This is a genomic window from Oceanisphaera sediminis (assembly GCF_039539745.1).
Taxonomy (GTDB): domain Bacteria; phylum Pseudomonadota; class Gammaproteobacteria; order Enterobacterales; family Aeromonadaceae; genus Oceanimonas; species Oceanimonas sediminis.
The window spans coordinates 131443-157540 of sequence record NZ_BAABDS010000038.1; the positions used below are offsets into that span (position 1 = coordinate 131443).

General features: G+C 58.7%; 17 protein-coding genes. 11 read left to right on the forward strand and 6 right to left on the reverse strand.

Annotated features, from left to right (window positions below; genetic code table 11):
- Positions 1 to 2 precede the first annotated feature (2 nt).
- The 6 genes from coaE to ampD all read right to left on the reverse strand — a co-directional run bounded on the left by coaE (position 3) and on the right by ampD (position 5935).
- A complete protein-coding gene (gene coaE / locus ABD827_RS13130; RefSeq protein ID WP_344965177.1) occupies positions 3 to 608 on the reverse strand; it encodes a dephospho-CoA kinase in 606 nt (201 codons plus the stop codon).
- Positions 605 to 1459 (reverse strand): prepilin peptidase, encoded by an 855-nt coding sequence (locus ABD827_RS13135; RefSeq protein WP_344965178.1) that lies wholly within the window; start codon positions 1457 to 1459, stop codon positions 605 to 607. Before ABD827_RS13135 ends, coaE begins: the two co-directional genes overlap by 4 nt.
- 264 nt (positions 1460 to 1723) lie before the next feature.
- On the reverse strand, positions 1724 to 2950 hold the full coding sequence (locus tag ABD827_RS13140; RefSeq protein ID WP_344965179.1) for a type II secretion system F family protein: 1227 nt from the start codon (positions 2948 to 2950) through the stop codon (positions 1724 to 1726).
- A 39-nt stretch (positions 2951 to 2989) separates the two neighbouring features.
- Positions 2990 to 4702: a type IV-A pilus assembly ATPase PilB gene (pilB, locus tag ABD827_RS13145; RefSeq protein ID WP_344965180.1), complete on the reverse strand. Its 1713-nt coding sequence runs from the start codon at positions 4700 to 4702 to the stop codon at positions 2990 to 2992.
- A 3-nt stretch (positions 4703 to 4705) separates the two neighbouring features.
- The gene (locus tag ABD827_RS13150) at positions 4706 to 5164 is read right to left on the reverse strand and encodes a pilin (protein WP_344965183.1); all 459 of its coding nucleotides are present in this window, start codon (positions 5162 to 5164) and stop codon (positions 4706 to 4708) included.
- Between the two features lie 204 nt (positions 5165 to 5368).
- Entirely contained in the window at positions 5369 to 5935 is a 567-nt protein-coding gene (ampD, locus tag ABD827_RS13155) for a 1,6-anhydro-N-acetylmuramyl-L-alanine amidase AmpD (RefSeq protein WP_344965184.1), read from the reverse strand.
- Between the two features lie 100 nt (positions 5936 to 6035).
- On the opposite strand from ampD, the gene ABD827_RS13160 reads away from it, so the two are divergent.
- From ABD827_RS13160 to ABD827_RS13210, 11 genes are all read left to right on the forward strand, one after another.
- The gene (locus ABD827_RS13160) at positions 6036 to 6539 is read left to right on the forward strand and encodes a retropepsin-like aspartic protease family protein (protein ID WP_344965185.1); all 504 of its coding nucleotides are present in this window, start codon (positions 6036 to 6038) and stop codon (positions 6537 to 6539) included.
- A 435-nt stretch (positions 6540 to 6974) separates the two neighbouring features.
- Positions 6975 to 7817 carry a carboxylating nicotinate-nucleotide diphosphorylase gene (nadC, locus tag ABD827_RS13165; RefSeq protein WP_344965252.1) on the forward strand — a complete coding sequence of 281 codons (843 nt, stop codon included), beginning with the start codon at positions 6975 to 6977 and terminating at the stop codon, positions 7815 to 7817.
- Between the two features lie 298 nt (positions 7818 to 8115).
- Positions 8116 to 8877: a pyruvate dehydrogenase complex transcriptional repressor PdhR gene (gene pdhR / locus ABD827_RS13170; protein WP_298722183.1), complete on the forward strand. Its 762-nt coding sequence runs from the start codon at positions 8116 to 8118 to the stop codon at positions 8875 to 8877.
- A gap of 61 nt (positions 8878 to 8938) precedes the next feature.
- Complete coding sequence (gene aceE, locus ABD827_RS13175) at positions 8939 to 11599, forward strand: pyruvate dehydrogenase (acetyl-transferring), homodimeric type (protein ID WP_344965186.1); 2661 nt, start codon at positions 8939 to 8941, stop codon at positions 11597 to 11599.
- A gap of 10 nt (positions 11600 to 11609) precedes the next feature.
- Positions 11610 to 13502 carry a pyruvate dehydrogenase complex dihydrolipoyllysine-residue acetyltransferase gene (gene aceF / locus ABD827_RS13180; RefSeq protein WP_344965187.1) on the forward strand — a complete coding sequence of 631 codons (1893 nt, stop codon included), beginning with the start codon at positions 11610 to 11612 and terminating at the stop codon, positions 13500 to 13502.
- Positions 13503 to 13654: 152 nt separating this feature from the next.
- A complete protein-coding gene (gene lpdA, locus ABD827_RS13185) occupies positions 13655 to 15082 on the forward strand; it encodes a dihydrolipoyl dehydrogenase (RefSeq protein WP_298722174.1) in 1428 nt (475 codons plus the stop codon).
- 266 nt (positions 15083 to 15348) lie between these two features.
- Positions 15349 to 17223, forward strand: a complete 1875-nt coding sequence (locus ABD827_RS13190; RefSeq protein ID WP_344965188.1) for a HAMP domain-containing methyl-accepting chemotaxis protein — start codon at positions 15349 to 15351, stop codon at positions 17221 to 17223.
- Between the two features lie 173 nt (positions 17224 to 17396).
- Entirely contained in the window at positions 17397 to 19658 is a 2262-nt protein-coding gene (locus tag ABD827_RS13195) for a patatin-like phospholipase family protein (RefSeq protein WP_344965189.1), read from the forward strand.
- A gap of 227 nt (positions 19659 to 19885) precedes the next feature.
- Positions 19886 to 22483: a bifunctional aconitate hydratase 2/2-methylisocitrate dehydratase gene (acnB, locus tag ABD827_RS13200; RefSeq protein ID WP_344965190.1), complete on the forward strand. Its 2598-nt coding sequence runs from the start codon at positions 19886 to 19888 to the stop codon at positions 22481 to 22483.
- 199 nt (positions 22484 to 22682) lie between these two features.
- Positions 22683 to 24902, forward strand: coding sequence for a TonB-dependent receptor (locus tag ABD827_RS13205; protein ID WP_344965191.1), 2220 nt, complete (start codon positions 22683 to 22685; stop codon positions 24900 to 24902).
- 440 nt (positions 24903 to 25342) lie between these two features.
- Positions 25343 to 26023 (forward strand): Fe2+-dependent dioxygenase, encoded by a 681-nt coding sequence (locus tag ABD827_RS13210; RefSeq protein ID WP_344965192.1) that lies wholly within the window; start codon positions 25343 to 25345, stop codon positions 26021 to 26023.
- Positions 26024 to 26098 lie beyond the last annotated feature (75 nt).

Consider the following 26098-nt stretch of genomic DNA (forward strand, 5'->3'; position numbering starts at 1 on the left):
GACTAGTTGCTCCGGACCCGGGCCAGATACTCTCTGTGCAGCCGTGCCACCTGTTGTTTCAGCCCCGCCTGGTCGGGGCTGTTGTTATTGATAACGTCGTCGGCGGCGGCCAGGCGTTGTTCCCGGCTGGCCTGGGCGGCCATGATGGCGCGAATTTGCGACTCGTTGCTCTGATCGCGCCGAATGGTGCGGGCCAGCTGCTGTTCGGGTGAGACATCCACCACCAGTACTCGCTGGCATAAACCGGTCAGCTTGTTTTCTACCAACAGCGGCACCACCAGCAGGCAATAAGCAGAATGGGCGGCGGCGCAGGCCGAGATCATCCGTTCACGGATCAGCGGATGCAGCAGGGCGTTGAGCCAGTCTTTATCCGCCGGATTGTCGAACACTCTGGTGCGCAGTTCGCGCCGGTTAAGGCTGCCGTCTGCCGCTATGATATCGGGCCCGAAACGGGCGGCAATGGCGGCCAGCGCCGGCTCGCCGGGAGCGACTACCTCGCGGGCGATAATGTCCGCATCCACCACCTCTACGCCCAGTTCGGCAAACAGGTTGGCCACCGTGCTCTTGCCGCTACCGATGCCGCCGGTCAGCCCGATGACATAGCTCACAGCGCCAGACTCCAGTAAATGTTTATCACGTCGGTTCCCCACAACAAATACACCCAGCCGGCCAGCGCCAGAGCCGGACCAAAGGGCAGCACCCTGTCTTCCCCCAGTCGCTTGCTGGCCATCAGCGCCAGCCCCAGCACCGAGCCCACCAGAGACGCCAGCAACAGCACCGGCAGCAGCGCCTGCCAGCCAAACCAGGCACCGATGGCGGCCAGCAGCTTGAAGTCACCGTAGCCCATGCCTTCCTTGCCGGTGGCCAGCTTGAACAGCCAGAACAGGCTCCACAGTATGCCATAGCCCAGGGCGGCACCGAGCACGGCCGAGGACAGGGACACGAACAAGTCGTTGATGTTCAGCAGCAGCCCCAGCCACAGTAACGGCAGGGTCAGGTTGTCGGGCAGCAGCAGGTGATCGATGTCGATCAGGGTCATGCACAGCAACACCCAGCTGAACAGCAGGGCGGCCAGTAGCTGGGGGCTGGCGCCGAAACGCCACAGCGCCAGTGCCGCCAGCGCCGCCGACGCCAGTTCGACCAGCGGGTAGCGCTTGCTGACGCCGGCCCGGCAATAGCGGCAGCGGCCCCGCAACCAGCACCAGCTAAGCAGGGGAATATTGTCGAGCGCGCTCAGTTGATGCTGGCAATGGGGGCAGCGGGAGCGGGGGGTGCACAGGTTGAAGGTCGGCAGTTCGGCCGGCGGCTGACCGTTAAACTCGGCGCATTCCTGCTGCCAGTCGCGTTGCAGCATCAGCGGCAGCCGGTGGATCACCACATTGAGAAAGCTGCCCACCAGCAGGCCGAGCAGGGGGATAATAATATAAAGCAGAGCGGTATTGTCGAGCAGTTGGGTCATGAGGTTTCCACGATGAGCTTCTTTTAATCTGACTTGGGGTACGAATCGCAGGTTAGGCCTGCAAAGCGAAGCAATGGCAGCGTTACCTGCGCCGACACGCTTCGAGCCCCTCCCTGGGGCGCTCGGCAAATGCCTTCCATGGCATTTGACGGTCGGCTCCGGCAATCCCTGCTATTGCTTCGCCAGGCAGCGCTATCGTCTGTCGAGGGCAGCCAGTCAACCAGCAGTGCCCTTTGTCTGATAGGGGCCGGCGGTTGGCACACATCAGCGTACCACGTTACCCAGGTCAAAGATGGGAAGATACATGGCAATGACCAGGCCGCCAACCAGAATACCCAGTACCACCATGATCAGCGGCTCAATCAGGCTGGTAAGGCCGTCTACCGCATCATCCACTTCCCGTTCGTAAATCACCGCCACCTTGTTCATCATGTCGTCGATGGCGCCGGACTCCTCGCCAATCATCACCATCTGCACCACCATATCCGGAAACAGCTGGGTCGAACGCAGGGCCAGGTTCATCTGCATGCCGGCCATCACCTCGGTGCGAACCATCATCACCGCCTGACGATAGACCACGTTGCCGCTGGCGCCGGCGGAAGAGACCAGCCCTTCCACCAGCGGAATACCGGCAGAAAAGGTGGTGGCCAGAGTGCGGGCAAAACGGGCCAGGGCGGCCTTGTGCAATATGTCGCCCACCACCGGCAGGCGCAGCACAAAGCGATCGGTGGCGTCGCGTACTTTTTCCGAATGACGCCAGGCGCGTACATAGGCGAACACCGCCGCCACGCCGGCGGCCAGAATATAGAGCCAGTAGTCCTGCATCCAGCGCGACAGCATGATGACCATCTGGGTAAACATGGGCAGGGTGGCGCCAAAGCCGGCGAAAATTTCTTCAAACTGCGGAATCACGAACAGCAGCAGGATCGAGGTGACGATAATGGCCACCAGTATCACCATGGCCGGGTAGAACAGGGCTTTTTTAATCTTCGACTTCAGCGCCTCGGCCTTCTCCCGGTAAATGGCAATCTGAGCGAAGATATGATCCAGGGCGCCGGTCTGCTCGCCGGAATGCACCAAATCGCAATACAGCTCATCAAACTGGCGTGGGAATTTCTTCAGCGCCTCGGAGAGCGGGGTGCCGCCTTCCACATCGCTGGCAATGATTCCGGTCAGTTCGCGAATGCTGCTTTTCTGGGAGGAGCGGGAGATGATCTGCAGGGTTTGCACTAGAGGCACCCCGGCGCTGAGCATGGTGGCCACCTGGCGGGTGATTACCGCGATGTCCATCGGTTTGATGACATTCTTGCGCCGGGAAAGAAGGCTCTCGCGCTTGCGTTTAACCCTGGTGGTACTGACCCCCTGGCGTTGCAGGTCGCGCTTGACCGCCTGCACGTTGGCCGCCAGCATAAAGCCGGACACCTTCTGTCCGCGTCGGTTCAGGCCTTCCCACTGGTAGGGCTGAGCGCCGTTTTTTTTGGCTGCTGCCATGACACATCCTTATGTTTCCTGGCCGGTGAGAGCCGTCGGCTAAAGGGTGATGCGGTTGACTTCCGCCAGGCTGATGATGCCGAGCCGGGCCTTTTCCAGCGCAGCCTGGCGCAGGCTGATCATGCCGGACTCTGCCGCCGCCCGGGCCAGTGTCAGCGAGTTGGCACCCTCCATGATCAGGTTGGCCAGGGTATCGTTCATCGGTAGCACCTCATAGATGCCGATGCGGCCCTTGTAGCCGTCGGTGCAGTCTTTGCAGCCGACGGCCTTGTACAGTGTCATGGTTTCGTGAACCTGGCCGGCGAGAAAGCCCAGCCGGTGCAACTGCTCCACCGGCAGCGTATCTTCCGTCTTGCAATGGAGGCAGAGTTTGCGCGCCAGCCGCTGGGCCATGATCAGGGTGACCGACGAGGCGATGTTATAGGCGGGCAGCCCCATGTTGCTGAGGCGGGTCAGGGTTTCGGCGGCAGAGTTGGTGTGCAGGGTAGAAAGCACCAGGTGGCCGGTCTGGGCGGCCTTGACCGCGATTTCGGCGGTTTCCAGATCCCGTATTTCCCCCACCATGATGATATCCGGATCCTGCCGCAGAAAGGCGCGCAGGGCATGGGCGAAGCTGAGTCCCGACTTGGGATTGATCTGCACCTGATTGATGCCGGGCAGGGTGATCTCGACCGGATCTTCGGCAGTGGAAATATTGGCGCTGACGGTGTTCAGTATGCTCAGGCCGGTATAGAGCGACACCGTCTTGCCCGAGCCGGTCGGGCCGGTTACCAGTATCATGCCCTGGGGCTTTTTCAGCGCATCCAGATACAGCTGTTTTTGCTGTTCGTCGTAGCCGAGTTTGTCGATATCCAGCTTGGCGGCCGAACTGTCGAGGATTCGCATCACGATTTTTTCGCCCCACTGGGTGGGCAGGCTGTTGACCCGCATGTCCACCGACTTGTTGCGGGTCAGCTTGATCTTGATACGACCATCCTGCGGTAATCGTCGCTCGGCGATATCCAGTCGCGCCATTACCTTGAGTCGGGCGGCAAAACGGGTGCCCAGGTTGACCGGTGGCGAGGCGATTTCGTGCAGCATGCCGTCGATGCGAAAGCGAATACGATAGAAGCGCTCATAGGGTTCGAAGTGCAGATCCGAGGCTTCGCGACGCACCGCATCCAGTATGATCTTGTTGATGTAGCGGACGATGGGAGCATCGTCGTCGGACTTGCCCAGATCGTCGTGATAACGCTCTTCGGGATCTTCACCCAGCTCCAGATCGGCAATATCGGTGTCTTCGATATGATCCAGATCGAGTGTATCACCGGCCTGTTGCAGGCGAGCAAGCAGCAGTTGCAGCTTGTCTTCCTCTACCAGAACGGCGTCGGTAACCAAGCTGAAACGAAAGCCGAAGTCTTCCAGTGCGGCAACGTCTGTAGGGTCCGACATCGCCAGATACAGCACCCGGCCCTGCAGCATGACTGGCGCCACATGATGGCGCTCAATCAGATCCATGCTCATGTACTGGGGCGGCACCTGATCCGGCGCTATCTCGTCCAGGTCGGTCAGCGGCAGCCCGTATTCCCGCTCGCAGAAGTGGGCCAGCTCGATACTGGACAGAAACCGATGTTCCACCAGCACGGTACTGAGCGACTTGCCTTCCTGCCGGGTCAGCGCGAGCGCCTGGGTCAGCTGGTCGGCGCTCAACTGGTCGGAAGCGGCCAGGCTTCTGGCCAGGCCGCTTTGGGAGGTGTTGATGGGTATAGTCATGTATTAGCAGAGGCCAGCGGTCACACAATTACCTTTTCTATTCCATACCACTTGGCTACCTGCGGATACAGCGCCAGATGTTTCGAGTATGAAAGTTACATTGGATACGGTACCAGTATCAAACTGGGAGTCACCTGTCGCTGTTATTGTGATTACTCCAGTGGTTTCTGTTGCATTTACACTAGCGACGATTTTATCGTTAAATGAGCTAGAAGCAGCGTTCGTACCGGCGTCATCACATCCTGCAGCGGCAGTATCGTCAACAGCACCTTGCACACAGACTTCCACCGCAGTTTTTGCCGGACCAACCGCAGCTATTACCTCACTGAACTTGGCTCGCTTGGTATAGGTCTGATACGCCGGCAGGGCCACGGCGGCCAGTATGGCCACGATCGCCACCACTATCATCAGTTCTATCAGGGTAAAGCCGCCCTGGCGGCGTGTAACGGGAAGCTGGTTCATATCGTCATCCTTGATTCAATAAAACGTTGTTGCTAACGCTATCGCACTGGGTGCCTAAGTGGGGCGCTAATTGAAGCCCGCCTAATAGCTATAGCAAGCCTTTGAAATTTTTCCCAATGTATTGATAGAAATTTTGGGTTCAAACGGCGAAAAACACCCGCAAATATGCCTATTTTTTGTATTGGTTGTTTTCCTCTTTCTGCACTACGGCGTTTCCTGTAACCGTTCGACAAAGTCCCAGTCGAAGCCGGTGCCCGGATCCGTCTTGCGCCCGGGCGCAATGTCGCTGTGGCCGACGATGCGCGCGGGGGTGATGGCCGGATAGTGGGCCAGCAGCAGCCGACTGACCGCGGTCAGCTGTCGGTACTGGGCGGCGGTATAGTTGCCGGTATCGGTGCCCTCCAGCTCGATTCCTATCGAAAAGTCGTTGCATCGCTCCCGCCCCTCGAAGCAGGACCGGCCCGCATGCCAGGCCCGCTTGCTGAAGGGCACATACTGCACCAGCTCGCCATCGCGGCGGATCAGGCAGTGGGCCGACACCGTCAGTTGATGAATGCCGGCGAAGTAGGGATCCTCATCCGGGTTCAGATTGCCCAGAAACAGCCGATCGATATGGGGGCCACCGAAGCGCCCGGGTGGCAGGCTGATGCAATGCACCACCAGCAGCGAAATTTCGCCGTCCGGCCGTTCATCGCAATGGGGCGAAGGGCAGTGGCGGGCGGGAGACAGCCAGCCGTCGTTATTCAGATTCAGGGGCGGGGTCAGGGACATGGTTGCACACTCTTTGCACATGATTGGCACACAAGGTAAGGGAGCTTGGGGGTATACTAAAAGCCTCGACAGCAAAGGGGCAAGCCCCGGGGAAGGCAGCATGGGTAAGACAACCAATACTCAGCGCCGGCTGGGCCGCATTATGTGGCTGCTGGCGTGGGGACTGGGGATGGTGCTGCTGACCTGGTATTTTCAGCAAAAGCTGGAGCATGATTACAACCCCAACCAACAGGTACAGCGGCTGGATGCCAGAACCATAGTGCTGGAGCAGAATCGGCAGGGGCATTATCTGGCCGGCGGCAGTATCAACGGCGAGCCGGTGGTGTTTCTGCTGGACACCGGCGCCACTCAGGTGGCCATCCCGCAGGCGGTGGCGGCCCGACTGGGACTGGACGTCGAACAAGCGGTACGACTGAGCACGGCGGCGGGCGTGGTTACCGGCTATCGTACCCGGCTGAAAACCCTGTCTTTGGGTCCCTTCACCCTGTACGATCTGAACGCCATTATCATGCCTGCCGACAGCGACGAGATCCTGCTGGGCATGAACGCCCTGCGACAGTTCGAACTGATCCAGCGGGGCGGGCAGATGACGCTGAAGCGATAAAGAAAGCTGTAAGCCTTAAGCTGTCAGCTATAAGCCAAACAAGCATGGCGATGAGATCCCAAATATTGCTGTAGCCGCCGCTTTAGCTGGCGGAGCAGACGCCGCCGGATCTTTGTCCTTTTCTTGATACGATGTTGCCCGAAGACGGTGCTTACAGGCCACTCTGCAGCATCAGGGAGGGCGAAGGGATCTGCTCAGCCGACCTTCTGTTTCAGGGACGAAACAGAGAGCGCACATGGAGGTGTTCATAGCGAGTCGGCGGAGCGGACCCTTTGTCCGGTGTGCAAACTTGAGCTAAAAACCAAGCTGTTCTCCTACTGGCTAAGAGGCAAGCTGATAGCTGTGTTTTATGCGGCTCGTGGGAACACGAAAGCTCGAATAAACAGACAAGACAATGAAAAATCGGATAACAGGCTGAACAAGATGCTGAATTCTATGCTGGAACAAGAAATACGTTTTAATGTGACCGCGGCCCTGACCGAAGATCTGGGCGGCACTGTGGATCCCGCGCAAGACATTACCGCCCAGCTGCTGCCCGAGCAGCAGCCGGTGGTGGCCCACCTGATCACCCGGGAAGACGGTATCTTCTGTGGCAAGGCCTTTGCCGAAGAGACCTTCGTGCAACTGGGTGGTGAAGTCCGGCTTGAATGGTTGGTTGCCGACGGCGACCGGATCACCGCCGGCCAGCGGCTGCTGACCCTGAGCGGCCCGGCTCGCGCCATCATGACCGGCGAGCGCACCGCGCTCAACTTCATCCAGACTCTGTCGGCCGTGGCCACCGTGACCCGCCGCTACGTGGATCTGCTGGCCGGTACCCAATGCCGCCTGCTGGATACCCGTAAAACCGTACCCGGTTTGCGCCAGGCGCTGAAATACGCGGTGACCTGCGGCGGTGGCCATAACCATCGTATGGGGTTGTATGACGCCTACCTTATCAAGGAAAACCACATCTTCGCCTGTGGCGGCATCGACAAGGCGGTGGCCGAGGCGCGTCGCCTGCAGCCGGAAAAACCGGTCGAAGTAGAAGTGGAATCCCTGGCCGAGCTGGAGCAGGCGCTGAATGCCGGCGCCGATATCATCATGCTCGACAACTTCTCTACCGATGACATGCGCACGGCGGTGGCCACCAGCGGCGGTCGCGCCCAACTGGAAGTGTCCGGCAACGTCACCCAGGACACCATCGCCGCCTACGCCGCCACCGGGGTGGACTTCATCTCGGTCGGCGCCCTCACCAAGCATGTACAGGCGCTGGACCTGTCACTGCGGGTGCAGTCTTAACTACAGTGAGGGGTAAGGGGTGAGGAGGAAGGGCTGAGGAGCTCTCAGACTTTCCTTCTTCTCACACCTCACACCTCACACCTCACACCTCACACCTCACAGTAATTTATTTGGCCTTACCAATCACCGCGACTGGTGTTTTGTGATACCTGATCTAGTGTTGAATGATGCCCGGGTTTTTCTGCTTGTTTTGCCATCTATTGTGCGCAATCCGGATTAATTTATTGGACATTTTATCTCCGCTCTGATACCTTTTTTTAACAGTGTTAATTGGTCTTACCAATTTTAAGCGGACCCGATGTCATACCAGCGTATCAAACAGCCTAAACTCGCCGACACCATCGCCGCCAAACTCGAGCAGATGATAGTGGAAGGCAGCCTGCAGCCCGGACAACGCCTGTTGCCCGAGCGCGAGCTTGCCGAGCAGTTCGCGGTATCGCGACCCTCGGTACGAGAGGCCATTCAAAAGCTGGAAGCGCGGGGGCTGGTGTCCCGGCGCCAGGGCGGCGGCACCTATGTGCAGAACGCCCTGACCAAGGGGCTGGCCGATCCGCTGTTTCAGCTGCTGGCGGAACATCCCGAGTCGCAATACGACCTGCTGGAGTTTCGTCATACGATGGAGGGTATCTCCGCCTTTTATGCCGCCACGCGCGGTAACGAAGCCGACTTCGATACCATCCGTGATGCCCAGCAGGCCATAGTGCAGGCGCAGGAGCTGGGCGATCTGCCGGCCGAAGCCAAGGCCGCCGCCGAGTTCTATATCGCGGTGGCGGCGGCGGCACACAATGTGGTGCTGCTGCACCTGTTGCGGGCCATTCAGCCGATGCTGGAAAGCAGTATCTTGCGCAATATCAAAATTCTTAACCGGCGCGCCGGTATGGTGGAAAAGATTCGCGTACATCGCGCCAATCTGATTCAAAGCATATTGTCTCGCGAGCCGGAACAGGCCAGGGATGCTTGTCATGAGCACCTGGCCTTTATTGAAGAAACCCTGCTCGACATTCAGCGTGAAGAAAACCGCATTCAGCGGTCTTTGCGCCGACATCGACAGCAGGAATAACAACGCCTTCGGCAACGACGAAACCCATGGGCAGGTGCCCCAAACGAGATAGGAAACAGCCATGTCTGATATCCTGAACAACGATGTGGATTCAATAGAAACTCAAGAGTGGCTTGACGCCCTCGAGTCATTGATCCGTCAAGAAGGACCTGAGCGCGCCCAGTACATCTACGAGCGTCTCACCACCAAAGCCATCAAGTCCGGTGTGGCTGTGGCCAGAAATGCCCACGCAGACTACGTCAACAGCATCAAGTCTGAAGACGAGCCTGAGTACCCGGGTAACTGGGATCTGGAACGTCGTATTCGTGCGATTATCCGCTGGAACTCGGTAATGATCGTATTACGTGGCTCCAAGAAAGATCTGGATCTGGGCGGACACATGTCTTCCTTCTCTTCCAGTGCCACCATGTACGAAGTGGCGTTCAACCACTTCTATCGCGCCCGTAACGAAAAAGACGGCGGCGATCTGGTGTTCTTCCAGGGCCACATCTCGCCCGGTATCTATGCCCGTGCCTTTGCCGAAGGTCGTTTGACTGCAGCCCAGCTGGACATGTTCCGCCAGGAAGTAGACGGCAAGGGTATTCCGTCTTACCCGCATCCCAAGCTGATGCCCGACTTCTGGCAGTTCCCGACCGTCTCCATGGGTCTGGGTCCAATCAACGCCATCTATCAGGCTCGTTTCCTGAAGTACCTGACCAACCGTGGCCTGAAAGACTGCTCCGAGCAGCGCGTATACGCCTACCTGGGCGATGGCGAGATGGATGAGCCGGAATCCAAGGGCGCCATCACCATCGCCGCCCGCGAGAAGCTGGACAACCTGTGCTTCGTTATCAACTGTAACCTGCAGCGTCTGGATGGCCCCGTTATCGGTAACGGCAAGATCATCGACGAGCTGGACGGTGTCTTCAACGGCGCCGGCTGGAACGTGGTCAAGGTTATCTGGGGTCGTCGCTGGGACGAGCTGATCGCCAAAGACAAGAGCGGCAAGCTGGTTCAGCTGATGAACGAAACCGTTGACGGTGACTACCAGACCTTCAAGTCCAAAGACGGTGCCTATGTGCGCGAGCACTTCTTCGGCAAGTATCCCGAGACCCTGGAACTGGTCAAGGACATGTCCGACGAAGAAATCTTCGCCCTCAACCGGGGTGGTCACGATCCTGCCAAGATGTATGCCGCATACAAAAATGCCGCCGACACCAAAGGCAAGCCGACCGTTATTCTGGCCAAAACCATCAAGGGTTACGGCATGGGTGACGCGGCCGAAGGCAAGAACATTGCCCACCAGGTCAAGAAGATGGACATGTCTTCGCTCAAGCACTTCCGCGATCGCTTCAACATCGAAGTGAGCGACGAAGAGCTGCCGAACCTGCCTTACATCGACATCAAGGAAGGCACCCGCGAGCACGAATACCTGCATGCCCGTCGTCAGGCGCTGAAAGGCTATGTACCGACTCGCCTGGAGCAAACCACCGACAAGCTGCAAATCCCCGAGCTGGCCGAGTTCCAGCCGTTGCTGGAAGAGCAGAAGCGCGAAGTGTCTACCACCATGGCCTTCGTGCGTGCCCTGAACATCATGCTCAAGAACAAGTCCATCGGTGAGCGCATCGTACCGATTCTGGCCGATGAAGCCCGTACCTTCGGTATGGAAGGCCTGTTCCGCCAGATTGGTATCTACAGCCCCAACGGTCAGACCTATACCCCGCAGGATCGTGAGCAGGTGGCTTACTACAAGGAAGACATCAAGGGTCAGGTTCTGCAGGAAGGCATCAACGAGCTGGGCGCTACTTCGTCCTGGCTGGCTGCCGCTACTTCTTACAGCACCAACGACTTCCCGATGATTCCGTTCTACATCTACTACTCGATGTTCGGTTTCCAGCGTGTGGGCGACTTGTGCTGGGCAGCCGGTGACCAACAGGCGCGCGGCTTCATGATCGGCGGTACTTCCGGTCGTACCACCCTGAACGGTGAAGGTCTGCAGCACGAAGATGGCCACAGCCACATTCAGGCCAACGTGATCCCGAACTGTGTGACCTACGATCCGACTTACGTTTACGAAGTTGCGGTTATCGTGCAGGACGGTCTGCGTCGCATGTATGGCGACAACCCGGAAAACATTTACTACTACCTGACGACCCTGAACGAGAACTACCATCAGCCGGCCATGCCGGAAGGCGCCGAGGAAGGTATTCGCAAGGGTATCTACAAGCTGGATACCGTTGCCGGCGACCAGGGCAAGGTTCAGCTGATGGGCTCCGGCACCATACTGAACGACGTGCGTGAAGCGGCCAAGATTCTGTCTGAAGAGTACGGTATCGGCTCCGACGTGTTCAGCGTACCGTCCTTCAACGAACTGACCCGTGACGGTCAGGACGTCGAGCGCTGGAACATGCTGCACCCGACTTCAGAGCCGCGCGTGCCTTACATCGCTCAGGTAATGGGCAATGAGCCGGCCATCGCTGCCACCGATTACATGAAGAACTACGCCGATCAGGTTCGTGCCTTCATGCCGTCCGTCAGCTACAAGGTACTGGGTACCGATGGTTTCGGTCGTTCCGACAGCCGTGAAAACCTGCGTCGCCACTTCGAAGTCAACAAGCACTATGTGGTGATTGCTGCACTGACCGAGCTGGCCAAACAGGGCACGCTGGACAAGCAGGTTGTGGCCGATGCCATTACCAAGTACGGCATCGACGCCGACAAGATCAACCCGCTGTACGCATAAGGGGTAATACATGTCTAAAGATATTCTGGTGCCGGATATCGGCGCAGACGAGGTTGAAGTAACCGAGATTCTGGTAGCTGTAGGCGACAAGGTCGAGGAAGAGCAGTCCATCCTCGCCGTGGAAGGTGACAAGGCCTCCATGGAAGTACCGGCCCCCGCCGCCGGCGTGGTCAAGGAAATCAAGATTGCCGTGGGTGACAAGGTCAACACCGGCAGCCTGGTCATGGTATTCGAAGCAGAGGGCGCCGCCGCCGCCCCGGCTGAGGCACCTGCGGCCGAAGCCCCTGCAGCAGCCCCCGCGGCCGCTGCGGCTTCTGCCCTGAAAGAAGTTCAGGTGCCGGACATCGGTGGTGATGAAGTCGAAGTGACCGAAATCTCCGTTGCCGTCGGCGACACCGTGACCGAAGAGCAGACCCTGATCGCGGTAGAAGGCGACAAGGCTTCCATGGAAGTCCCGTCTCCCTTCGGCGGTAAAGTGGTCGAGATCAAAGTAGCCGTTGGCGACAAGGTCAACACCGGCTCGCTGATCATGGTCTTCGAAGTGGCGGGCGAAGCGGCTCCTGCGGCAGCCCCCGAGGCCTCTGCTCCGGCAGCAGCGCCTGCGGCTTCTGCTGCACCGCAAGCCAAAGACGTTAACGTGCCCGACATCGGCGGTGACGAAGTCGAAGTGACTGAAATCATGGTTGCCGTGGGCGACAAGGTGGAAGCCGAGCAGTCCATTCTGAACGTGGAAGGTGACAAGGCCTCGATGGAAGTGCCTGCACCCTTCGCCGGTGTGGTCAAGGAAATCAAAATCGCCACCGGCGACAAGGTCTCTACCGGCTCTCTGGTGATGGTGTTTGAAGTGGAAGGTGCCGCTCCTGCAGCTGCCCCAGCTGCTGCACCGGCCAAGTCAGAAGCACCGAAAGCAGAAGCCCCTAAAGCAGCCCCTGCGGCTGCCGCGCCTGCCGCCAAGGCCGAGTTCGTCGAGAACAACGCCTACGTGCACGCCACGCCGGTAGTGCGTCGTCTGGCCCGTGAATTCGGTGTCGACCTGTCCAAGGTTGCCGCTACCGGTCCCAAGAGCCGCATCCTGAAAGAAGACGTGCAGACCTACGTCAAGGGCATCATCAAGCAGGTTGCCGCGCAACCCGCCGGTGTTGCAGTAGCGGGCGGCGGCATGGCCGTACTGGCCTGGCCGAAGGTTGATTTCGCCAAGTTCGGTGAAGTCGAAGAAGTGGCCATGACCCGCATTCAGAAGATCTCCGGTCCCAACCTGCACCGCAACTGGGTGAAAATCCCGCACGTGACGCAGTTTGACGAAACCGATATCACCGAGCTGGAAGACTTCCGCAAGCAGGAAAACACCATTGCCGAGAAGCAGAAGCTGGGTTACAAGATCTCCCCGCTGATCTTCATCATGAAGGCGGCTGCCAAGGCGCTGGAAGCCTATCCCAAGTTCTGTTCTTCACTGTCACAAGACGAGCAGTCTTTGATCATGAAGAAGTACATCCACATCGGTGTGGCGGTAGATACCCCCAACGGTCTGGTGGTTCCGGTAGTACGCGATGTCAACAAGAAAGGCATTCGCGAGCTGGCGCTGGAACTGGGCGAAATCTCCAAGAAGGCGCGTGCCGGCAAGCTGACCGCGGCCGACATGCAGGGCGGCTGTTTCACCATCTCGTCTCTGGGCGGCATCGGTGGCACCCAGTTCACCCCCATCGTGAATGCGCCGGAAGTGGCCATTCTGGGTGTGTCCAAGTCCAGCATCAAGCCGGTATGGAACGGCAAAGAGTTCGAGCCTCGCCTGATGCAGCCGCTGGCGCTGTCTTATGACCACCGGGTGATTGACGGCGCCGACGGTGCTCGTTTCATCACCATGATGAGTGGTGTGTTGAGCGACCTTCGTCGTTTAGCCCTTTAATGTGACAAGGCAGGCATTCGCCTGCCTTTTTACTTTCTTTTCTATAACAGAACAGTAAACTTTGGCCCGTTTAACCTGTAGTGGTCATATCGAGTCTGGACTTTTCAGCGACCATTGCTTGAACGGGGCTAAAAATCATAATAGAGGTCACCATGAGTCAAGAAGTCAAAGCTCAGGTTGTGGTATTGGGCGCGGGTCCTGCTGGCTATTCTGCCGCTTTCCGTGCTGCCGATCTGGGTCTGGAAACCGTAATCGTTGAGCGTTATTCAACTCTGGGCGGCGTTTGTCTGAACGTTGGCTGTATCCCTTCCAAAGCGTTACTGCACATCGCCAAGGTCATCGAAGAATCCAAGATGATGGCCAGCCATGGTGTCACTTTTGGCGAGCCCAAAATCGATCTGGACCAGGTTCGTGCACACAAGGAAAAAGTGATCGGTCAGCTGACCCAGGGTCTGGGCGGCATGGCCAAGATGCGCAAGGTCAAGGTCGTGAACGGTTTTGCCAAGTTCACCGGTGCCAACACCATGGTCGTGGAAGGCGAGGGTGGCAACACCACCATCAACTTCGACAACGCCATCATCGCCGCCGGCTCTCGTCCGATCCAACTGCCGTTCATTCCGCATGAAGATCCCCGCATCTGGGACTCTACCGACGCGCTGGAACTGAAAGAAGTGCCCGAGAAGCTGCTGGTCATGGGTGGCGGTATCATCGGTCTGGAAATGGGAACCGTGTACTACTCACTGGGTTCCAAGATTGACGTGGTCGAGATGTTCGACCAGGTGATTCCGGCCGCCGATAAAGATCTCATCAAGATCTATACCAAGCAGGTTAAAAACAAGTTCAACCTGATGCTGGAAACCAAGGTTACTGCCGTAGAAGCCAAAGACGACGGCATTCACGTGACCATGGAAAACAAGAAAGGCGAGAGCAACACCACCGTTTATGACGCCGTACTGGTGGCCATCGGCCGTACCCCCAACGGCAAGTCGCTGGACGCCGAGAAAGCCGGTGTCAACGTCGACGAGCGTGGTTTCATCAACGTCGACAAGCAGCTGCGTACCAATGTGCCGCACATCCATGCTATCGGCGACATCGTCGGTCAGCCGATGCTGGCCCACAAGGGTGTGCACGAAGGCCACGTGGCGGCCGAAGTCATCGCCGGCATGAAGCACTACTTCGACCCGAAAGTGATTCCGTCCATCGCTTATACCGAGCCGGAAGTTGCCTGGGTAGGTATCACCGAGAAGGAAGCGAAGGAAAAAGGCCTGAATGTTGAAGTGGCCAGCTTCCCCTGGGCGGCCTCCGGCCGTGCCATCGCGTCCGACTCTTCCTACGGTATGACCAAGCTGATTTTCGACAAGGAAACTCATCGCGTGCTGGGTGGTGCCACTATCGGTACCAACGCCGGCGAGCTGCTGGGTGAAATCGGTCTGGCCATCGAAATGGGTGCCGACGCCGAAGACATCGCGCTGACCATTCACGCTCACCCGACGCTGCACGAGTCTGTGGGCATGGCCGCCGAAGTATTCGAAGGCTCCATCACCGACATGCCGAACGCCAAGGCCAAGAAGAAGAAGTAAGTTTCTTCTGCGGTTTTGTCAGTAAAAACGCCCGGCTTTGCCGGGCGTTTTTTTGTCTGCTTTCCACTCCCGTTCACTTCATACCGATCTATACCCGTTTTTTGTTTCTTGCCGCCGGTCTGTGTGGCGGGTGAGAAATTGGTTTTGTTTCATTTGTGTCCTTGATCACCTTTCACGCGGAAATACTTCACACTTTTTACCGACAGCCGATATGGTTGTTGATTGAAACAAGGTATTAACAACAGCCCCCTGTAAAGGAATACGCGATGTTCTCCAAATTAGGCTCCTTGAGTGTCAGGGTTAAACTGACCCTGGGTTTTTCGTTGGTGATACTGGCGACGCTAATCATCGCCGGTATCAGTTTTTATGCCCTGTCGTCCGTGCTGGATCGGTCGAACAAACTGGCGCAGTCCTCCAGCATCGACCTGCTGGTAACCAAGGCCCGCCTGTTCGAGAAGGACTATCTGTTACTGGACGATCCCGAGCGGCTGGCCCAGGCTCGATCGCACATTGCCCAGGCGTCGGAGCGGGCGGAGCAGCTGCGGCAGTCACTGGATATGACGGAAAATCAGGCGCTGATCGAGCGGATCCTGACCGGCACCCAGGCCTATGACACCGAGCTGAAACAGATGCTTGAGCTGAACGAAGCGGCGCAGCAGCAGTTGTTCGATCTCAATGCGCTGGGTTTTTCCGCCCAGCAGCGGGCCGAATACCTCAGCGCCAGCGACGTCAGTGCCATGAGCTGGCTGGTGCGCCTGACCGGCATCCGCCTGAGCCAGAAAGACTTTGCCCTCAGTGGCAATGAAGGTGACGCCATACAGCTGTCTTCCCGTTTGAATGGGCTACTGCTTACCCTGGAAAATCGACTGCACATGCAGGACGACGCCGACATAAAAGAGCTGCTGGAGCTGCTCAAGCAATTTCAGCAACAGCAGCAGAACTTTATCGCAACGGTGAATGGGCTGGATGATATCGAGCAGCGTATCGATAAGCTGGCCACAGAGATAGCCACGGCATCCGAAGCACTGCTGGCCAGTCAGCAGGTGAGCATGGCCGCCGACAGCAATGGCTCGCGGCTCTTGATCCTCCTGGTCACGCTGTCCGGCCTGGTGGCAGGCATCTTCTTTGCCGTGCTGATTACGCTGGGTATCGTCAAGCCGTTGCAGTTGCTGGTGGACCAGGCCAGTCGCATTGCCGAGGGCGACCTGAGTCAGGATATCAAACACCGGCGCAAGGACGAGCTGGGTCTGCTGATGAACCGAATGCAGACCATGACCGTGAACCTGCGCCAATTGGTGAGCGAACTCAATCAGAGTGCCAACCATATCGCCGGTTCGGCGGAAGAGTTGTCGTCGGTGTCGGAACAGAGTCGTTCCGGCGTTAACCAACAGCGACTTGAGCTGGAGCAGGTGTCTACCGCCATGAACGAAATGGCCGCTACCGTGCTGGAAGTGGCCCGCCACGCAGAAACCGCCTTTGGCTCGGCCAATACGGCGGATACCGAGGCCGGCGACGGCAACCGAAAAGTCAATATGACCAGCAGTCAGATCGGCAAGCTGGCGGAAGATATCGGCAAGTCGCTGAACACCATCAATCAGCTGGAAGCGGAAAGCCTGAACATCGGCAGCATTCTCGATGTGATCAAGGGGGTGGCCGAGCAAACCAACCTGCTGGCGCTGAACGCGGCGATAGAAGCGGCGCGGGCCGGTGAACAGGGCCGCGGTTTTGCGGTGGTCGCCGACGAGGTGCGGGCCCTGGCCCAGCGTACCCAGCAGGCCACCGCCGAAATTGAAACCCTGATCAGGGGATTGCAGGGCAAGGCGCAGGAGTCGGTGGTGATGATGAAAGAAAGCACCGATGTGGTGGCGCACACCGTCACCATTGCCAACGAAGCGGGTGCTTCGATTGAAGCTATTACCCGTTCGGTATCGGATATTCAGCAGATGAACAGCCAGATTGCCACCGCCTCCGAGCAGCAAAGTTCGGTGGCGGAGGAAATCAATCGCTCGGTGTTCAGTATTCGTGAGCTGTCGGATCATTCCGCCGCCGCCACCGAACAAACTGCCGCCAGCAGTACCGAGCTGGCCCGGCTCAGTGCCGAGTTGCAAAGACAGGTTGGCCGCTTTCGACTGCCCGCCTGAATTCGTCGTGTCGAGGCCCGCTCAATCGGCGTGAGCCTCGGCCCCGATGACTCCTATATGCACCGAGCGTCGCCCCTGACGGTGTTCGGTGCTTTTTAACGACCGTATTCTCGCTTCCTGCCGCTGTGGTCAGCACCTACAATGGCGTTACCTTATCGCCTCGAGATAACCCCATGCGCCGTTACCTACTCCCCCTGCTGTTCTTGCTGAGCACCATTGCAGCCCATGCTCAGGGCGCGACTCAGACTGAGCGGCCGAAAATCGCCCTGGTGCTGAGTGGCGGCGGGGCGAAAGGCGCGGCCCATATCGGGGTGATCAAGGTGCTGGAACAGCACCGTATACCGGTCGACATCGTTACCGGCACCAGCATGGGCGCCTATGTGGCCGGCATGTATGCGCTGGGGCTGGATGCCACCGAGCTGGAGCGGCAGCTGTTGGCGCTCGACTGGAATCAGGGCTATCAGGACAAGGTGGGGCGGGATCAGCTGTCGCTCAGGCGCAAGCGTCAGAACGACGAGTTTTTGTTGCGCACCGATGTCGGCATCAACAAAAACTGGCAGCTGAGCCTGCCCGCCGGTTTCTTTCAGGGCCAGGCCATGGGGGCGCTGCTGCGACAAAGTACGCTCAACCTGCCGGGTCTGCACAGCTTCGACGAGCTGCCCATTCCGTTTCGTGCCGTGGCCACCGACATGGAAACCGTCACTCCGGTGGTATTGAAAGAAGGGCACCTGGCGACGGCGATGCAGGCTTCGATGTCGGTGCCGGGCGCCCTGCAGCCGGTAGAGATTGAGGGGCGCCTGCTGGCCGACGGCGGAGTGGTCAACAACATGCCGGTGGATGTGGCCAAGGCGATGGGCGCCGATGTGGTGATTGCCGTCGATATCGGTGATGCCATGCTGTCCCGAAAACAGCTGGACGGCGCCCTGGCCATGGTCAGCCAGCTCACCAATTACCTGACCCGCTCCAGTACACAACGCCAGCTTGCCCTGATGTCGGATCAGGACATGCTGCTCACCCCGGCTATCGACGGCATCGGTGTCGGCGACTTCGAGCTGATGCCCGAGGCCATTCGCCGTGGTGAAGCGGCGGCACAGGCCTTGCTACCCCGGCTGCAGGCGTTGGCGCTGAGCGAGGAAGACTACTTTGCCTACCAATCCGGCAAGCTCGACCGGCGAGCGCAGCTGCAACGTTCCGACGCCGTCTATCTGGATCGCATCGAAGTCAAGAATCGCTCCGGGCTCAGCGAGGCGGTGATCCGCGATGTGCTGGGGGTGGTACCGGGCCGGTTTCATCAAACCGAGGATCTGGAAGCCGGGGTGCGCCGACTCTATGCGCTGGATGCCTTCGAACGGGTCAGCTATCGCATTGAAGAGCAGGACGACAAGCAGGTGTTGACGGTAGAAACCAGCGAAAAGGGCTGGGGGCCGGGCTTTGTCGATCTGAAGTTTGCGCTGGAAGATGATTTCTCCAGTCAATCCAATTATGAAATCGGCGCCCAGTTCCGTCGTACCAATATCAACATGCTGGGGGGCGAGTGGTTGCTGGAGACCACCTTCGGCAGCAACAAACAGCTGGCCAGCGAGTTTTATACCCCGCTGGACACCGACTACGACCTGTTCTGGAAGCTGCGCGGAGAATATGACAAACGCAGTCGCAGCTTCTTCTTCGATACCACCGATCCCCAGTATGAGCTGTTTCGTCCCCTGACCAGCCTGGTAGTGGATTATGCCACCTGGCGTTTCAGCACCGAGCTGGGCTACAACCTGCGCCCCTGGAGCGAGCTGGCGCTGGGGGTACAGGGACTGACGGGCGATATCGAGGCACGCAATACCGATGATCAGCTGGATATAGACTCTATTGGTCCTTATCTGCGCTTCAGTCACGATACCCTGGATAACGTGTTTTTTCCCACTCATGGCGAGGCGGCCGAGCTGCGGCTGGGCTATTTCCGCAACAGTCTGAACGCTGCGGGGAGCAGAGAAAGTGTGAGCGGACTGGATTACGAGCTGGAGTGGCTCAGACCCTATCAGCTTGAGCGTCATACCCTTATCGGCAAGCTGGTTCTGGGAGGCTCCAGCGCCGAGCAGGAAGTACCGGTATTTGCCCGCAGCCTGGGGGGGCTGTTCAACCTTTCCGGATATCAGCGCGATCAACTCAACGGGCGCTACAGCGGCTTTGGCGGCCTTTTGTACCACTACCGCTGGTTTGATAACGACTTCGGCGTCTTCCGTTCGCCGGTCTACCTGGGCGGCTCGCTGGAACGGGGCGGGGTGTGGAATACCGGCGCCGAGGTCAGTTGGGAATCGGCATTGATGGCCGGTAGTGTTTTCATCGGTGTGGATACCAACTGGGGGCCCCTGTATCTGGCCTATGGGCTGGGGGAAGGAGATAAAAGCAGTGTGTATCTGTATTTCGGCAACCTGTTCAGCTTCTGATGTTAATGGCTTGTATTAGCCTTGAGTGGGGTTGAACGAGTCGATAATTATTTTAAAAACATCGGCTTAGTCTCGTATTCGACCAAAGGGCAGGGGGGCTCGATTTTAATTTACGGTTAAAACTTATATACTGCTGCGGCATCCGCAAGGGACTAGCCCCCAGCAAGGACGCGCCAAACAAGGATATTCCCGCCCTAGATGGCGAATGATAATAAGAGGATACAGTCGTGCTTGAAGCCTATCGTAAACACGTCGAAGAACGTGCCGCCGAGGGAGTGGTAGCCAAACCCCTCGACGCAGAGCAAGTTGCCGCCCTGGTTGAATTACTCAAAAATCCCCCCGCCGGCGAAGAATCCTTTCTTTATGAACTACTGTCCAACCGTATCCCCCCGGGTGTTGATGAAGCCGCTTATGTAAAAGCCGGTTTTCTGGCGGCCGTGGCCAAGGGTGAAGTGAGCTCCCCCGTAGTGTCTGCCGAGCAGGCTACCCACCTGCTTGGCACCATGCAGGGCGGTTACAATATCGCCCCCCTGGTCGAGCTGCTGGACGTTGACGCCCTGGCGCCGATCGCCGCCACGGCCCTGAGCCACACCCTGCTGATGTTCGACGCCTTCCACGACGTGGACGAAAAGGCCAAGGCCGGCAATGCCTTCGCCAAGCAGGTGATGCAGTCCTGGGCCGAGGCCGAATGGTTCCTGCAGCGCCCCAAACTGGCCGACAAGATCACCATGACGGTGTTCAAGGTGCCCGGCGAAACCAACACCGATGATCTGTCTCCGGCCCAGGACGCCTGGTCCCGCCCGGACATTCCGCTGCACGCGCAGGCCATGCTGAAGAACGGTCGTCCCGGCATCGAGCCGGACGAAGAAGGCGTGATCGGCCCGATCACCGCCATCGAAGCGCTGAAAGAAAAAGGCTTCCCGCTGGTCTACGTGGGTGACGTTGTCGGTACCGGCTCCAGCCGCAAGTCCGCCACCAACTCGGTGCTGTGGCACATGGGTGACGACATTCCGTTCGTGCCCAACAAGCGCGCCGGCGGCATCTGTATCGGTAACAAGATTGCCCCTATCTTCTTCAACACCATGGAAGATGCCGGTGCCCTGCCCATCGAATGCGATGTCACCAAGCTGAATACCGGTGATGTGATCGACATCTATCCCTATGAAGGCAAGGTCTGCCGTCACGACAGCGATGAAGTGGTCAGCACCTTCAAGCTGAAAACCGACGTGCTGCTGGACGAAGTTCGCGCCGGCGGCCGTATTCCGCTGATCATCGGTCGCGGTCTGACCGACAAGGCCCGCGAAGCGCTGGGTCTGGATGCCTCTACCGTGTTCAAGCGTGCGGCTGCCGTGGCCGACTCCAGCAAGGGCTTTACCCTGGCCCAGAAAATGGTAGGCAAGGCCTGCGGCGTGAAAGGCGTGCGCCCCAACCAGTACTGCGAGCCCAAGATGACCACCGTTGGCTCTCAGGACACCACGGGTCCCATGACCCGGGACGAGCTGAAAGATCTGGCTTGTCTGGGCTTCTCTGCCGACCTGACCATGCAGTCGTTCTGTCATACCGCCGCCTATCCCAAGCCGATAGACGTGACCACCCATCACACCCTGCCGGACTTCATCATGAACCGGGGCGGTGTCTCGCTGCGTCCGGGCGACGGTGTTATTCACTCCTGGCTGAACCGCATGCTGCTGCCCGATACCGTGGGCACCGGCGGTGACTCCCACACCCGTTTCCCCATCGGTCTTTCCTTCCCGGCGGGCTCCGGTCTGGTGGCCTTTGCCGCTGCCACCGGCGTGATGCCGCTGGACATGCCGGAATCGGTACTGGTGCGCTTCAAGGGCGAAATGCAGCCCGGCATCACCCTGCGTGATCTGGTACATGCCATCCCTTACTACGGCATTCAGAACGGTCTGCTGACCGTGGCCAAAGAAGGCAAGATCAACGAGTTCTCCGGTCGTGTGGTGGAAATCGAAGGTCTGCCCCAGCTGAAAGTCGAGCAGGCGTTCGAGCTGGCCGATGCCACCGCCGAGCGCTCCGCCGCCGGTTGTACCATCAAGCTGGACAAGGAGCCGGTTGCCGAATACCTCAACTCCAACATCGTGATGCTGAAGTGGATGATGGCCGAAGGCTACGGTGACCCGCGTACGCTGGAACGCCGCATCAAGGGCATGGAAGAGTGGCTGGCCAACCCCGAGCTGCTGGAAGCGGATGCCGATGCCGAGTACGCCCACGTACTGGAAATCGACATGAGCGAGATCAAGGAGCCCATTCTGTGTGCCCCCAACGATCCGGACGACGCCCGCCTGCTGTCCGACGTGACCGGCGAGCAGATCGATGAGGTATTCATCGGCTCCTGCATGACCAACATCGGTCACTTCCGTGCCGCCGGCAAGCTGCTCGACAAGTACAAGGGCCAGCTGCCGACCAAGCTGTGGGTGGCACCGCCCACCAAGATGGACAAGGATCAGCTGACGGTCGAAGGCTATTACGGCATCTTCGGCCGGGTCGGTGCCCGCATCGAGATTCCGGGCTGCTCCCTGTGCATGGGTAACCAGGCGCGGGTAGGCGACAACACCACTGTGGTGTCGACCTCTACCCGTAACTTCCCCAACCGTCTGGGCAAGGGCGCCAACGTGTACCTGGCGTCTGCCGAGCTGGCTGCCGTGGCCGCCATTCACGGCAAGCTGCCGACGGTCGAGGAATATCAGACCTACGCCAGAGAGTTGAATGCCACCGCGGCCGACACCTATCGTTACCTGAACTTCGATGAGCTGGACAGCTATGTGGAAAAAGCCGACACGGTGATTTTCCAGCAGGCCATCTAAACCGCCAAAGTGACAGTGTGAACGTCAAAGCCAGCCTTCGGGCTGGCTTTTTTGATCCTGCCGTACGAGCCGCCTTATCTGCTTACAGGGAACCATTCGAAAATGTAGTAGCTCGATTTGATCTAAATCAAAAAATAAATGAGAATGCTTCTCCTTTGGTTTTATGGTTTTATCTTTCGGTTTTTACAAGGAGTAGTTCGTGCATACCTTTATTCAGTCCTCCGCTCTTCCTCCCAGAAAAATGATGGCGTCGGCCGTGGGTCTGGCGGTGGCGGCCCTGGCCGTTCCGGCACAGGCCGAATCGCCGGATGTCACCCAGCTCGATATCATTACCGTCCAGGATGTACGCGAGCAGGGCTACAAGGCGAACGAGTCGGCCTCGTCCAAGTACGTAAAACCGCTGCTGGAGACGCCGCAGACCGTGACCGTGGTGACGAAGAAGGTGATGGAAGAGCAGCAGGCGCTGAGTTTGCGGCAGGTGCTGTCGAACGTGTCGGGCATTACCTTCGATGCGGGCGAGGGCGGTGGTGGCTCCGGCGACAAGATCAATATTCGCGGCTTCAGTGCCAATTCCAACATGCAGATCGACGGCCTGCGTGACAGCAGCCAGAACAACCGTACCGACACCTTCAATATCGAACAGGTGGAAGTGCTGAAGGGGCCCAACTCGGTATTTGGCGGCGCCGGCACCACCGGCGGTGCCATCAATCAGGTCAGCAAGGCCCCGAAGCAGCGCGACTTTGCCGAAGTGGGCGTCGGCATCGGCACCGATAATTATCACCGGTTGACGCTGGATGCCAACAAGACGCTGGATGGTGTGGGGGTGGACAGTGCGGCCCGCATCAACCTGATGGCGCACGAAAACGAGGTGCCGGGGCGCGATGAGGTTGACCGCCAGCGCTTCGGTATTGCGCCTTCCGTTACCATCGGCTTGAGCGAGCAGACCCGGGCCACCCTGAGCTATTTCCATCAGACCGACGATAACTTGCCCGACTACGGTCTGCCGGCTCGCGACGGCAAGATACTGCCCGGTGTGGATTCGGAAAGTTACTTCGGCTGGCGCAACCTGGATGAAGAGAAAATCCAGTCCGATGCCGTTACCCTCAAACTGGAGCACGAGCTGAACGATACCGTTCGCCTCGAGAACCAGACCCGTTACAGCCGGGTAGACAGAGACACCACCATTTCTGCTGCTCATATCAGTATCGTCAGACCGGATAACACTGTTCTGCCCGAGGGTAATTACCTGCCGGCCGGCCCCCAGGCTTATCGGCGCGATGCCCAGACCGAACTGTGGGTCAACCAGACCGGCCTGAGCACCGAGTTTGACACTGCCGGCCTTGAGCATGACATGCTGATCGGTGCCGAAATTTCCCGGGAAAGCTATGATCTGACCTCGTCCAACCTGGGACTGGGTAGCGGAGCGCATCCGTATCCGACGGATGGTTACGAGATCAATAACCCGCCGGGACACTGGAGCGGTGACACCAGCTACACTCCGCGCGGCGGCACCGATGCCGAGCTGGATACCCGTGCGCTTTACGTGTTCGATACCGTCACCCTGCATCCGCAGTGGGATCTCAGCCTGGGCCTGCGCCACGACTGGGTATCCGGTGAAACCACCAACAAAGACAGCGGCCTCACTACCAGCAGCAGCGATCAGATGTTCAGCGGTCGTGCCGGGCTGGTATTCAAACCGGCAGACAATGGTCGCATCTATCTGGCCTACGGCACCTCCTTCAACCCGTCGGCCGAAGCGCTGGCCACCTCTGGCCGAGTCTCGGGCGAAAACCTGAAGCCCGAGAAAAACAACACCTGGGAGCTGGGCACCAAGTGGGAGCTGCTGGATGGCCGTTTGGGACTCGACGGCGCCCTGTTCCGGGTCGATAAAACCAACGCCCGGGAGACCAACGAGCTGACCAATGAACTGGAACTGGCCGGCGAGCAGCGGGTGCAGGGTGTGGAATTGGGGCTGACCGGTGAGCTGACCGAACAATGGAAGGTATTTGCCAACTACACCCTGCTTGACAGCGAAACCCTGAAGTCGGCGGCCGCGCCGCAGACCGGAGGCCGCTCGGCCGAAGGTCAGCCATTGGGTAACACGCCGCGCAACAGCGGCAACCTGTGGACCACCTATGAACTGGCCTCCGGGCTGGAAATCGGCTACGGCGCCCGTTATGTCGGCTCTCGTTATGTGGCCTCCGATGTGGACGCCAAGATTGACAGCTACTGGCTGCACAACGCCATGGCCTCTTACCAGCTGAACGAGGCACTGAGCCTGCAACTTAACGTGAACAACCTGTTTGACGAAGAGTACGTGGAGCGGGTGCGCGGTCGTCCGGGTACCGATACGCGCAGCTCGGCAGTCGAGCTGGGCGACGGCCGCTCGGCAGTGCTGTCCGCTAACTATCGATTCTGAGGCTAATCATCTACTGCGATGATGAGCTGTAAGCAATCTGTCAGCGACTCGGCGTTGCTCGAAGTAGCAGCAGGGATTACCGTAGCCGACCGTCAAATGCCAGGGATGGCATTTGCCGAGCGTCCCATGGATGGGCTTGAAGCGTGTCGGCGAAGGTAACCGTGCTGGTGCTTCGCAGTGCAGGTGCCGGCAGCAGTGCTGTCTGATAGCAAAGCCATCTGTCGGAGCCGTGTATGTCGGCCAAAAGGCCAACTCCACCGGCTCGCCGTAAACCCTTCCCTGGGGGCTCCACCGCGCCATCCCTGGCGCAGAGGGCCGATGGAGTCATTCCTTTTGCCCTTCCAGCAGGAGCACAGTGGCATTCAAGTCATGGCAGCACCCTAGTTATTGCAAGCCCCTGACGGGGCTTTATCCATTTATAACGAAATGAGTATTTCATCATGATGTTACATATTCCCGGCGTACTCAGCGCCGAACAGCTGGCCGAGTGCCGACAAAAGCTGCTGGCCGCTCAATGGACCGACGGCAATGTTACCGCCGGCTTTCAGTCGGCCCGGGCCAAGAACAACCTGCAGTTGCCGGAAGACGACGCAACGGCGCGCGCAATTGGCGAGCTGATCACCTCGGCCCTGGCCCGGCACCCGCTGTTTATTGCCGGTGCCTTGCCAGCCAAAATTTTTCCGCCACTGTTCAATTGTTATCAGGGCGGCCAGTCGTTTGGCGTGCACGTGGATAACGCGGTGCGCGTCAACAGGGCCACCGGCGAGTCGATCCGTACCGACCTGTCGGCCACGCTGTTTTTCTGCGAGCCACATGAATACGAAGGCGGTGAGCTGGTGGTGGAAGACAGCTATGGCGCCCACAGCGTCAAGCTGCCGGCGGGTGATTTGATCCTGTACCCGTCGAGCAGCCTGCATCAGGTAAAGCCGGTCACGGCGGGGGCGCGGATCTGTTCGTTCTTCTGGATTCAGAGCATGGTGCGGGACGATGGCCAGCGTAGCCTGTTGTTTGATATGGACACCGGCATACAGCAGGTGAACCAGCAGCTGGGAGCCGACAGCGAGGCCAGTATTCAGCTGACCGGTGTGTATCACAACCTGCTGCGGCGCTGGGCGTTGTAATTTGTTGAGGGATTAGGGAATAGGGAGTAGGGAATAGGGAGGAGGAAAAGAAAAAGGGACCGGGAACCGGCTTTC